Here is a 12,394-nt window from a genome sequence, read left to right as displayed (position 1 = left end):
GTGTGTGCCATCACCCCTCCACCAACCCCCACTGCTTGCCCAGGCGCTTGTCGGAAATCGGCACCTTGGTCCCCAACTGCTGGGCAAACAGCGACACGCGGTATTCTTCTAGCCACCAGCGGTACAGCTCCAATTGCGGGTCGCGCTTGCCTTCCTGGGCGTGTTTGCTGGCGCGGGCCTGGTATTGCGCCCAGAGGTTGGACAGCTCGCCGCTCCAGACCCGGTCCTTCTGCACCTGGCTGCCGAGTTTTTCGAAGCGTTGCTCGATGGCCTTGAGGTAGCGCGGCAGCTCCCTGAGCCATTGGTGCGGGGTTTCCCGCACGAAGCCCGGATACACCAAGTGGCTAAGCTGCTGCTTGATGTCATTCAGCGCCACGGCCTGGGCCAGGTCGATCTTGCCCTTGAAGCGTTTTTGCAGGCCGTGCCAGAGCTTGAGGATGTCCAGGGTCAGCTTCGCCAGGCGTTCGGCGTGCTCGGTCCAGCCGCCGCGCTTGCGTTCGGCCAGAGCCGCCAGTGCGACACCGTCACGGGGCAGGCTCGGCTCGCCTTCGAGGATGCAGCTGTCGAGGCTGGCCAGCAGGATGTCCTCCACCAGACCGTCGACGCGTCCCAGATCGCGATAAAGCAGGCCCAACTCGGTCAATCCCGGCAGCTTGCCACGGAGGAATTTCGCCGTTTCGGCGAGTTGCTGCATGAGCAAGCGCTGCAACGCGCGACGATGCTGGAACTCGGCTTCGGCCGGGGTCGGGAAGCGTCCTTCCTTGACCACGCCGCCCTCTTCCACCAACGCCGGGTAGATCGTCATCGACAACCCGGCAATCTTCTGCTGCGTTTTCTCGGCCACCGGCGCGAAGACTTTCGCCTCCACCGGCGCCTGGCTCTTGGCCGTTTGCGGCACGGCCAACGCGGCCTGGCTGGCTTCGGCAAACCGCGCGGTCAGTTCGGCCAGGTCGCGTCCCTCGCCGAGAAACTTGCCCTGGCCGTCGACGATTTCCAGGTTCATGCGCAAATGGCTGTCCACCTGCAGCGCCGCTTCGGCCCAGGCTTCGTCACTGACCCGCGCACCGGTCATGCGCAGCAGCTCACGCCCCAATGACTGCGGCAACGAGCCCTCGGCAAACGTGATGCGCTGCAGCGCCGCCTTGACGAAGTCCGGCACCGGCACGAAATTCTTGCGCAAGGCCTTGGGCAGGTTGCGCACCAGGGCGATGCACTTGGCTTCGATCATCCCCGGCACCAGCCACTCCAGGCGCTCCGGCGGCAGCATCGGCAGCAGCGGCGCAGGCACCCGCAAGGTCACGCCGTCGCGGGGATGGTTGGGCTCGAAGTGATAGCTCAACGGCAAGGTCAGGTCGCCGACGCGCAAGGTGTCGGGATACAGATTGGCCGTCACCTCGCTGGCCTCGCGGGCCAGTACGTCTTCTTCACGCATGATCAGCAGCTGCGGGTCTTTCTGGCTGTTGATCCGGTACCAGCTGTCGAACGTCGCGGTCTGGTGGATCTCGGCGGGCAGGCGCGCATCGTAGAAGGCGAACAGGGTTTCCTCGTCGGCGAGAATGTCGCGACGACGGGCCTTGGCTTCGAGTTCATCGAGCTGTTCCAGCAAGCGCGTGTTGGCGCTCAGGCACTTGGCCTTGGACTGGATCTCGCCGCGCACCAGCGCCTCGCGGATGAACAATTCGCGGGACACCACCGGGTCCACCGGCCCGTAGTGAACCGGCCGGCGACCGACGACGATGAGCCCGAACAGCGTGATCTGCTCGTAGGCCACCACTTGCCCGCGCTTCTTCTCCCAATGGGGCTCGAAGTGGTTTTTCTTGATCAGGTGCCCGGCCAGCGGTTCGATCCAGTCCGGCTCGATCTTCGCCACCATGCGTGCGTACAACTTGGTGGTTTCCACCAGCTCGGCGGTCATCAGCCACTGCGGACGCTTCTTGCCCAGGCCTGACGAGGGGTGGACCCAGAAGCGTCGCTGGCGAGCGCCGAGGTAATCGCCGTCTTCGGTTTTCTGGCCGATCTGGCTCAACAGGCCCGACAGTACGGCCTTGTGCAGTTTCGGGTAGTCGGCCGGGTCCTTGTTGAGGCTCAGCTGCATGTCGCGGCAGATCAGGCTCAACTGGCGATGGGAATCGCGCCATTCGCGCAGGCGTAGATAGTTGAGGAAATTCTTGCGGCACCAGTTGCGCAGCGGGCTGGCGGTCAAGGCCTGGCGCTGCTCTTCGAAGCCGCGCCACAGATTGACCAGCCCGGCAAAGTCCGAATCCGCATCCTTCCATTGGGCATGGGCCTGGTCGGCGGCCTGTTGGCGCTCCGGCGGACGTTCGCGCGGATCCTGGATCGACATGGCGCTGGCGACGATCAGCACTTCCTGGAGACTGCCCAGTTTCGCCGCCTCCAACAGCATGCGCCCCATGCGCGGGTCCACCGGCAAACGCGCCAGCTGCCGCCCCAACGGCGTCAGCTGGCTGTTGCGGTCCACCGCCGAGAGTTCTTGCAACAGGTTGAAACCGTCGCTGATGGCCTTGCCGTCCGGCGGCTCGATGAACGGGAAGTCGGTGATTTCGCCAAGCCGCAGGTGCAGCATCTGCAGGATCACCGCCGCCAGGTTGGTGCGCAGGATTTCCGGATCGGTGAACTCGGGACGGCTGAGGAAATCTTCCTCGCTGTACAGGCGCACGCAAATCCCCGGCTCGACCCGTCCGCAGCGGCCCTTGCGCTGGTTGGCGCTGGCCTGGGAAATGGCTTCGATGGGCAAGCGCTGGACCTTGGCCCTATAGCTGTAGCGGCTGATGCGCGCGGTGCCGCTGTCGATCACGTAGCGGATGCCCGGCACGGTCAGCGAGGTTTCGGCGACGTTGGTCGCCAGCACCACGCGACGCCCCGGGTGGGACTGGAAGATCCGTTGTTGTTCGGCAGGCGACAAGCGCGCATACAGCGGCAGGATTTCGGTGTGCTTGAGCTGGGCCTTGCGCAGCATCTCCGCGGCGTCGCGAATCTCCCGCTCGCCCGGCAGGAACACCAGCACATCGCCGGGACTGCGCCGTTCGCTGCGCTCGTAGGCGGCGATTTCGTCGAGGGTGGCGAGGATCGCCTGGTCGACGGTCAAGTCGTCCTCGACCCGGTTGCCCTCCTCATCCTGCTCCAGCGTCAGCGGGCGATACCAGGTTTCCACCGGGAAGGTGCGGCCCGAGACTTCAACGATTGGCGCGTCATCGAAATGCTTGGAGAAGCGCTCCAGGTCGATGGTCGCCGAGGTGATGATGACTTTCAGGTCCGGACGACGCGGCAGCAGGGTCTTGAGGTAGCCGAGCAGGAAGTCGATGTTCAGGCTGCGCTCGTGGGCTTCGTCGACGATGATCGTGTCGTAGCGTTCGAGGTAACGGTCGTTCTGGGTTTCGGCCAGCAGGATACCGTCGGTCATCAGCTTGATCAGGGTGTTGGCGTCGCTCTGGTCCTCGAACCGCACCTGATAACCCACCAGCGCGCCCAACGGCGTGGCCAGTTCATCAGCGACCCGGCTCGCCACGCTGCGGGCCGCGATGCGGCGCGGCTGGGTGTGGCCGATCAAGCCCTGCTGGCCGCGGCCGATTTCCAGGCAGATCTTCGGCAACTGAGTGGTTTTGCCCGAGCCGGTTTCGCCGGCGATGATCAACACCTGATGCTTGAGCAGCGCTTCCTTGATCTCGTCGCGTTTGGCGGCAATCGGCAAGTTGTCGTCGTAGCGGATCGACGGCACGCTCGCCTTGCGCGCCAGCACCTGGTCGCACGACGCCTGCATGCGCGCCACCCACTGGGCCAGCTTGGCTTCGTCGGGTTTCTTGCGCAGCTCGAGCAACTGCCGCCGCAACCGGTGCCGGTCGGCGAGCATGGCGTGATCGAGGTTTTTCAGCAGTTTGTCGATGGTGGGGGCTTGGTCGGTCATCAGGTACGCAGGGGAGTAGGAGCAGCGGCAAGTTTCAAGCTGCAAGCGACAAGTTGCAAGCGGCACCGGCCTGAAACCCGAAACTTGCCGCTTGAAGCTTGAAGCTGCTTCTACCCCTTACGCCGATACGGGAACACATCGATCACCTTCCCCGCCCGAATCGCCTCTTGCAGGCTTTTCCAGTAGTCGGCGTTGTACAGCTCGCCATGCAACTGGTCGAAGAGCTTGCGCTGGCCGGCATCGGCGAACAGGAACGGCGGGAATTCTTCGGGGAAGACGTCCAGCGGGCCGATGGAATACCAGGGCTCGGACGCCATTTCGTCTTCCGGCGTGCGGGGCTGGGGGATGTGGCGGAAGTTGGCTTCGGTGAGGAAGCAGATTTCATCGTAGTCGTAGAACACCACGCGGCCATGGCGGGTCACGCCGAAGTTCTTGAGCAGCATGTCGCCGGGGAAGATATTGGCCGCCGCCAGTTGCTTGATCGCCAGGCCATAATCTTCCAGCGCCTCGCGCACCTGGGCTTCGCTGGCGCTTTCCAGGTAGAGGTTCAGGGGCGTCATCCGGCGTTCGGTCCAGCAGTGGCGAATCAACACCGTGTCGCCCTCCACCGACACCGTGGACGGCGCCACCTCGAGCAATTCTTCAAGGCAGGCCGGCTCGAACTTGCTCAGGGGAAAGCGGAAATCGGCGAATTCCTGGGTATCGGCCATGCGCCCGACCCGGTCGACGCTTTTCACCAGTCGGTACTTCTCGATGACCGTGGCCCGATCGACATTTTTCGACGGCGAGAAACGGTCCTTGATGATCTTGAATACCGTGTTGAAGCCCGGCAGGGTAAATACGCTCATGACCATGCCGCGCACGCCCGGCGCCATGATGAACCGATCGTCGGTGTTTGCCAGGTGGTTGATCAAGGCGCGGTAGAACTCCGACTTGCCGTGCTTGTAGAAGCCAATCGAGGTGTACAGTTCGGCGATGTGCTTGCCCGGCAGGATGCGCTTGAGAAAGCCGATGAATTCTGCCGGCACCGGCACGTCCACCATGAAGTACGAGCGGGTGAACGAGAAGATGATCGACACCTGCGCCTCGTCGGTAATCAGCGCGTCGATCTGGATACCGCGACCTTCGCGGTGCAGCAGCGGGATCACCAGCGGCCATTGGTCGTCGCGGGTGTAGATGCGGCCCACCAGGTAGGCGCCCTTGTTGCGATAGAGCACCGAGGAAAACAGTTCGACCGTCAGTTCCGGGTCCTTGCAGACCCAGTCCGGCAGGTTCTCCCGCAGTTGGCTTTCGAGGCGTTGCAGGTCGCCGGCCAGGTCGGCGTAATCCTCGCTGAAGCGATAATCGGCGAAGATCGCCACCAGCATCTTGTCCAGTTGCCCTTGGGGCTTGTAGCTACGGGTCTGGGCCGCACGGGCGCGGCGCAGGCTCGGCCGGGTCGTGTGGATGAACATGGTGCCGTCGCTGATCAGGTCATGGCTGAACAGGCCGCAGAAGATCGAGTTGTACCAGGTCTCCGACAATTCGTCGTCAAAGCGCAGGTCGATCAGGCTGATGTAGGCGCTTTTCACCAGCGGCCAGCAGCCGACATCCATCAGGGATTCGGCAGCGAAGGCGTTGCGCAACCTGGCGACGGTTTCGAAGACTTTTTCTTCATACAGATTGATGCGCGCCGCCGATGCCGCTTGCGCCTCCAGCCATTGGGCCTGCTCGAACCGGGCGCGGGCGCCATCGGTGATCTGCCGGAAATGCTCACGATAATCGTCGAAGCCGTCGAGGATCGAACGGGCGATATCGGTGGCGGGCCATGGCTGCGGCATAGGGTAAACCTCGGCGGGTCATGCTTGTTATTGGCGATTGAGCTTAGAGGTCAATTGCTCGGCAACGCAACCATTGCCATCGGTGTTTGGCGGGGCGACACTTGCGGCCCGATCAAGGAAGGACACATTCGTGAACCTCGTCGATATCCTGCGTTTGCTGTCACTGGCCGCCATCTGGGGCGCGAGTTTTTTGTTCATGCGCATCATCGCCCCGGTCATCGGCACGATTCCCACGGCCTTCTTCCGCGTTTCCATCGCCTTCGTCGGCCTGTTAGTCATTCTTGCGCTGATGCGCGTCGACTGGAATTTTCGCGGCAAGCTGAAAGCCGTGATGGTACTGGGCTTGATCAACTCGGGTATTCCGGCAACGTTCTACTCCCTGGCAGCGCAAGTGTTGCCGGCCGGTTATTCGGCGATCTTCAACGCGACGACACCGCTGATGGGCGTGTTGATCGGTGGGCTGTTTTTCCGCGAGCCACTCACGGCGGCGAAGGTCAGCGGGGTCTTTCTCGGCCTGATGGGCGTCGCGATCCTTACCCGGGCCGGCCCGGTGGCGTTCGACCTGCAACTGCTGATGGGCGCCCTCGCCTGTCTGCTCGCAACCACCTGCTACGGCTTTGCCGGCTTCCTCACCCGGCGCTGGCTCGATCATCAAGGCGGCCTGGACAGTCGCCTGTCCGCCCTGGGCAGCATGTTCGGCGCCACGCTCTTCTTGCTGCCGCTGTTTGGCTACAGCGTGATCACCCAACCGCCGGCCAGTTGGGGTGGCTGGAGCGTCTGGCTGTCGCTGCTGGGCCTGGGCCTGGTGTGTACGGCGCTGGCCTACATCCTTTATTTTCGGCTGCTGAGCTCCATCGGCCCGGTCAAATCCATGACCACGACTTTTCTGATCCCGCCGTTCGGGGTGTTGTGGGGCGCGTTGTTGCTGGATGAGCCGTTGGGCATGGCGCATGTGTATGGCGGGGTGTTGATTGCGGCGGCGTTGTGGTTGGTGTTGAAGCCTGCGGTGTCTAGCCGGTAGTTCATGGGTGTAGCCGAAAAGCTTCGCGAGCAGGCTCGCTCCCACAGGGATTGCGCGTAACCTGTGGGAGCGAGCCTGCTCGCGAAAGCGATGGTGCTGCCAGCGATTAGCTATCGGCTCTTACGAAACACAAACACCAGCCCAACAATGATCAGCCCCATCCCCAGCAAGCTCAACAACGCCAACCGGTTGCCGAACACCAGGTAGTCCATGATCGCCGTCACCGCCGGCACCAGGTAGAAAAGACTGGTGACGTTGACCAGGTTGCCCCGGGCGATCAGCCGGTACAGCAGCAACGTCGCCAACACCGACACCACCAGCCCCATCCACAACACCGGCACGATGAAACCCGCGTTGTGCTCGAAGTGGAAGGGTTGGAACGGAACGAACACCGCACATAACACGAGCCCGGCCAAGTACTGGACCGGCAATGTGCCCAGCGGGTTATTGGTGATGCGCTTCTGCATGATGGACCCCGCCGTCATGCTCACCAGCGCCAACAACCCGCACAGCATGCCCGCCAGGGACATACCGGCCAGGCCGATGCCTTGGTACACCACCATGATCAAACCCACCAATCCCAGCGCCAGGCCGAACATCCGCTGCCAGGAACGCTGGCGTTCCATGAGCACCACGGTAAGGATCGGCTGCACGCCCATCAGCGTCGCCATCACCCCGGGGGTGACGTTCAGTTGCAGCGCCAGCAGATAGAAAATCTGGTAGGCACCCAACAACACCAGCCCGGTCGCCGCCGCGTACCACATCGGCTTGCCGGCTTTGGGCAACGTGAACTTCAACATGGGTATCAACAGCACCAACGCACACAGTGCGATAGCAAAACGGATCAGCAGGAAAGCGAAAGGTGACGCATGGGCCAGGCCCAGTTTGGAAAAAATCGCCCCGCTGCTCCACAGCAGAACGAACAGGCTCGTGGAAGCCATCGCCAATAAGGCGTTTTTGGAAAGGGAAAACATGAATACCACCTGTAGTCAGGCAAGAAGCCAACTCAGCCGAAGCTGAAATCCAGTCGTTTTTTCAGGCGGGCACAGGGAACGGCAACCGTTGCCGATCAGCCCTGAACGCCAACACCCGACGGTGATACGCAGGCGTATACCGGTGAGCGACTGACAGGTGGAGGGTATTGACCGATCTGCTCAGGCGACCTATTCCCGCACGGCACGACGCCAGCGTTGAACGCTGGAACCACGACCGCGGTGAAAGGGAATGCAGGCATGAGCCGATCTCTTGGGGGATGGGTCCGAAAACCGAGCGCCGACTATAACCAGCGCTCGATGCATAACGCAATATCTAGACAAACAACCAGTAGCCCAGCGCCGTGAATACGGCTACGGCCAGGACGGGACGCATGACCCGATAGGCCTTGGGGTGCTTGCGCTTGAATTGCTTGACCTTGCCACTGATGCCGTCGCTGAACGACTTGCTCCAGGCATAGGCCCGGTTGATACCGCCGACACGTTCGTCATCAAGGTTCTGCGGTGCGGTGGCCCGCCCGAGGAAGGCGCTGATGGCGCGGTTGAGCCGGGTCATCAACCGGTTGCTCAACGGCCGCTCGACATCGCAGAACAGAATCACACGCGTCTGCGATGTTTCATTCTTGACCCAATGCACATAGGTTTCATCGAACATCACGTCTTCACCGTCGCGCCAGGCGTAGATCTGCCCGTCGACGAAGATCCGGCAATCATCAGAATTGGGCGTCGACAGCCCCAGGTGGTAACGCAGGGACCCGGCGAAGGGATCGCGATGGGGGTTCAGGTGGCTGCCCCCCGGCAACAAGGCAAACATCGCGCCTCGCACATTGGGGATCTGGCTGACCAGCTCGACGGTCCGGGGGCACAGCAACTCGGCCGACGGCAGCGGTTTGTCGTACCACTTGAGGTAGAAACGCTTCCAGCCCTTCTTGAAAAACGAGCCAAAGCCGGCATCGTTGTTTTTCTCGGCGGCGCGAATGTAACCCTCGTCGAACAGTTGCATCGCTTCGTCGCGGATCACTTGCCAGTTCTCCTTGAGCACGTCCAGTTCGGGGAACTTGCTGCGATCGAGGTAAGGCTTGGAGGGCACGCCGGAAAACAGGTACATCAAGGCGTTGTAAGGGGCGAACAATGCCGAATGGTTGACGAACTGGCGCAGCACCGGCAAACGCGCCTTGCCACGCAGATGCACATACAGCGTACTGCCCAGGAAAAGCAGCAGCACCGAGGCCTTGGCGACAAACGAAACGGTCATTCTTTCAACTCCTTGTCTGGAACCACTTACGCAACGTCATCAGCCCGACGCGGCGGCCGGCCATGTTATACGTCCCTATCCCGATTAAACACCGCCGGGCGCAACATTCACTGTTGAGGATTACGCAACAAAGCCCTTGTTAACATGTGTCGCCTGAACCTTGGCTGACACCGAATCAATCTTCAGAGCAACTAAACCTATTGTGGCGAGGGGATTTATCCCCGCTGGGTCGCGAAGCGACCCCAACAAGGCCAAACAGATCCTGCAATTGATCGCAATGGGGGCTGCTCGCAGCCCAGCGGGGATAAATCCCCTCGCCACAGAAAGCCCTGCGCCACTCCCTGTGGTTACTGCTGAATCTCCTGCTCGGTAAACAAATCGCTGAACAGCATGCTCGACAGGTACCGTTCGCCCGAATCCGGCAGGATCACGACGATGGTCTTGCCCTGCATTTCCGGCTTCTCCGCCAGGCGCGCCGCCACGACCATGGCTGCGCCGCAGGAAATGCCGCAAAGAATGCCCTCTTCCTGCATCAAGCGCAGGGCCATGGCCTTGGACTCGTCATCCGTGACCCGCTCGACCTGGTCCACGATCGACAGGTCGAGGTTCTTCGGCACGAAACCCGCGCCGATCCCCTGGATCTTGTGGGGGCTGGGCTTGATCTCCTGTCCCGCCAGTGCCTGGGTGATCACCGGCGAAGCTTCGGGCTCCACCGCCACCGACAGGATCGGCTTGCCACAGGTGTTCTTGATATACCGCGAAACCCCGGTAATGGTTCCGCCGGTGCCTACGCCAGCGACCAGCACGTCTACCGCGCCATCGGTATCGTTCCAGATTTCCGGACCGGTGGTTTTCTCGTGGATCGCCGGGTTCGCCGGGTTATCGAACTGCTGCGGCATGAAATATTTCGACGGGTCGCTGGCCATGATCTCGGCGGCTTTCTCGATGGCGCCTTTCATGCCCTTGGCCGGTTCGGTGAGCACCAGCTCCGCGCCCAGGGCCTTGAGCACTTTGCGCCGCTCGATGCTCATCGAGGCGGGCATGGTCAGCGTCAGCTTGTAGCCACGGGCGGCGGCCACGAACGCCAGGCCGATACCGGTATTGCCTGAGGTCGGCTCGACAATGGTCATGCCAGGCTTGAGTTTGCCGGAGCTTTCCGCGTCCCAGATCATGTTCGCGCCGATCCGGCATTTGACCGAGTAACCCGGGTTACGCCCTTCGATCTTCGCCAGGATGGTCACGCCGCGCGGGGCGATGCGATTGATCTGCACCAATGGCGTATTGCCAATGGAATGGGCGTTGTCAGCATATATACGACTCATGGCCGGGTCCTTAATACAGAGAAAATTTAGCGTTTAAAGGTAAGCCTGTTGCCGAAGGCCGTCCAGTTGCACCGAACGTTCCCGTTGTTGCAACAGTCAATGGCATTAACAACGGAGACTACTCTTATGAAGCGTCGATACAGCTGGCCACTGTGGACATTCGTCGCCATCGTTGCGTTGCTGGTGGCCGTGCATTTCGCCTTGCCTTACCTGGTGCGCGATTACCTGAACGACAAACTGGCCAACATGGGCGATTACCACGGCCAAGTCACGGACGTCGATCTGGCCCTCTGGCGCGGCGCCTATCGGATCAATGGCCTGAAGATCACCAAGGTCGACGGCAGGGTCCCGGTGCCGTTCGTCGACGCCCCATTGGTCGACTTGTCCGTAAGCTGGCACTCGCTGTGGTATGACCATGCGGTCGTCGCCGAAGTGGAGTTCGCCCATCCAGAAGTCAACTTCGTCGACGGCGGGGCCAACCGCGAGAATTCCCAGACAGGCCGGGGCACCAACTGGCGAGAACAACTGAGCAAGCTGATGCCCATCACACTCAACGAGGTGCGTATCAATGACGGCAAGCTCACCTTTCGCAACTTCAACTCCAAGCCGCCGGTAAACCTGCGGGCCACCAACGTCAACGCCAGCTTTTATAACCTGACCAACGTGGTGGATACCGAAGGCAAGCGCGACGCCCGTTTCGAAGGCAAGGCCCTGGTGGCCGAACACGCACCACTGGAAGTCCAGGCGACATTCGACCCCTTGAGCAATTTCGAGGACTTCGACTTCCGCTTGCGCGCCACCCACATCGAGCTCAAGCGCCTGAACGATTTTGCCGCAGCCTATGGAAAATTCGACTTCAACGCCGGCCACGGCGACCTGGTGATCGAGGCCGAAGCCGACAACGCCCGGCTCAGCGGCTACATCAAGCCACTGCTGCGTGATGTGGACGTATTCGACTGGCAGCAAGACGTGGAGAACCAGAACAAGAACATCTTCCGCTCGGTCTGGGAAGCCTTGGTCGGCACAAGCGAAACCGCTCTGAAAAACCAGCGCAAGAACCAGTTTGCTACCCGGGTCGAGCTCAGTGGCAATGTCCATCAGCAGGACATCAGCGCCTTCGAAGCCTTCCTGCAGATTCTGCGCAATGGTTTCGTCCAGGCCTTCAATGCCCGCTATGAACAACCGCCACCTTCGAAGGATTAAGTCTTGGGCGTTACGCGATAGCGGCCTTTTTGCTCAGCCACTGCTCGGCCCGCTCCGCTTTGCAGCGAGTCCCAGCCCAGGCACGCCAGGGCCAGCGATCGCGGCACAGCCTCACGACCGCCGCTGTAGCGACTGATACTACGAGCACTGACCCCCAGCGCTTCGGCTGCCTTGTTCAGCGGCAAACCGGTGCGGGCGCGCCAGTCGATGAAAATGCGGGTGTTTTCATCCACGGCATTCTGCGCCAGCGCATCGAGATACAAGGTATCAGCGCCGATCTGGATATCCAGATCGGGCCATTCCACGCTCCAGCCATCGTCACCGAGGGTTGCACCCGCAAACGCGCCCTTATCCAACAAGGGCTTCAAGCCAGGGTAATGTTGCACGTCGGCGCTCAAGTCCAGCGTCAATCGCTGGCCGTCGATAAACGTCAACTCGAGACTGAACGGTAATGAAGGCTGCACGGCTAATAACCGCGGCCTTTTCATGGGTAGCATCGTTGCCAATCCTCCAGCGATTGCGCCTGATTAGCCCTGACCCAGTCCAGCGACCAAAACATAACTTTCGTGTTGCGCACTTGTGGCGAGGGAGCTTGCTCCCGCTGGGCTGCGAAGCGGCCCTAAAAAGCCCGCGAGCGCTGCGCACTCGAGCGGGAGCAAGCTCCCTCGCCACAACAGCGCTTCGCCTTTAACAAAACTTGGGCCTTAACATATCGCCAATTTGGCGATATGCAACACTGGCAAGCCGCCGAGACTGAGTCAACATGTGACGACCCATTCAGAGACTGAATACAGCGTCTGCGTTCACAGTCGGCGGGGCCTCGCGGTATAGTCGGGCACGACATTTATTTCGCGCGCCC

General features: G+C 61.4%; 8 protein-coding genes. 2 read left to right on the top strand and 6 right to left on the bottom strand.

Features of this window, described 5'->3' with window-relative positions:
• Positions 1-10 precede the first annotated feature (10 nt).
• Positions 11-3,922 (bottom strand): ATP-dependent RNA helicase HrpA, encoded by a 3,912-nt coding sequence (hrpA, locus tag M8Q45_RS04520; protein WP_249873736.1) that lies wholly within the window; start codon positions 3,920-3,922, stop codon positions 11-13.
• A gap of 110 nt (positions 3,923-4,032) precedes the next feature.
• Positions 4,033-5,742 carry a bifunctional isocitrate dehydrogenase kinase/phosphatase gene (aceK, locus tag M8Q45_RS04515; protein ID WP_249873735.1) on the bottom strand — a complete coding sequence of 570 codons (1,710 nt, stop codon included), beginning with the start codon at positions 5,740-5,742 and terminating at the stop codon, positions 4,033-4,035.
• Between the two features lie 130 nt (positions 5,743-5,872).
• Here aceK and M8Q45_RS04510 point away from each other — a divergent pair, with 130 nt between their 5' ends.
• Positions 5,873-6,763 (top strand): DMT family transporter, encoded by an 891-nt coding sequence (locus tag M8Q45_RS04510; RefSeq protein WP_249873734.1) that lies wholly within the window; start codon positions 5,873-5,875, stop codon positions 6,761-6,763.
• A 110-nt stretch (positions 6,764-6,873) separates the two neighbouring features.
• Here the strand turns inward: M8Q45_RS04510 and M8Q45_RS04505 are convergent, their stop codons facing one another.
• From M8Q45_RS04505 to cysK, 3 genes are all read right to left on the bottom strand, one after another.
• A complete protein-coding gene (locus M8Q45_RS04505) occupies positions 6,874-7,737 on the bottom strand; it encodes a DMT family transporter (RefSeq protein WP_249873733.1) in 864 nt (287 codons plus the stop codon).
• 334 nt (positions 7,738-8,071) lie between these two features.
• A complete protein-coding gene (locus tag M8Q45_RS04500; protein WP_249873732.1) occupies positions 8,072-9,010 on the bottom strand; it encodes an aspartyl/asparaginyl beta-hydroxylase domain-containing protein in 939 nt (312 codons plus the stop codon).
• A gap of 347 nt (positions 9,011-9,357) precedes the next feature.
• Positions 9,358-10,332, bottom strand: coding sequence for a cysteine synthase A (gene cysK / locus M8Q45_RS04495; RefSeq protein ID WP_030141173.1), 975 nt, complete (start codon positions 10,330-10,332; stop codon positions 9,358-9,360).
• Between the two features lie 126 nt (positions 10,333-10,458).
• On the opposite strand from cysK, the gene M8Q45_RS04490 reads away from it, so the two are divergent.
• The gene (locus M8Q45_RS04490; protein WP_249873731.1) at positions 10,459-11,535 is read left to right on the top strand and encodes a DUF748 domain-containing protein; all 1,077 of its coding nucleotides are present in this window, start codon (positions 10,459-10,461) and stop codon (positions 11,533-11,535) included.
• Here the strand turns inward: M8Q45_RS04490 and M8Q45_RS04485 are convergent.
• On the bottom strand, positions 11,532-12,032 hold the full coding sequence (locus tag M8Q45_RS04485) for a DUF2442 domain-containing protein (protein WP_249873730.1): 501 nt from the start codon (positions 12,030-12,032) through the stop codon (positions 11,532-11,534). The two genes, M8Q45_RS04490 and M8Q45_RS04485, sit on opposite strands and share 4 nt — an antisense overlap.
• Positions 12,033-12,394: the final 362 nt, after the last annotated feature.

It is taken from the genome of Pseudomonas sp. T1.Ur (genome assembly GCF_023516725.1).
Classification (GTDB): Bacteria; Pseudomonadota; Gammaproteobacteria; order Pseudomonadales; family Pseudomonadaceae; genus Aquipseudomonas; species Aquipseudomonas alvandae.
The sequence above is the reverse complement of the archived record's forward strand: the minus strand, read 5'-3'. Positions and strand labels throughout refer to the sequence as shown.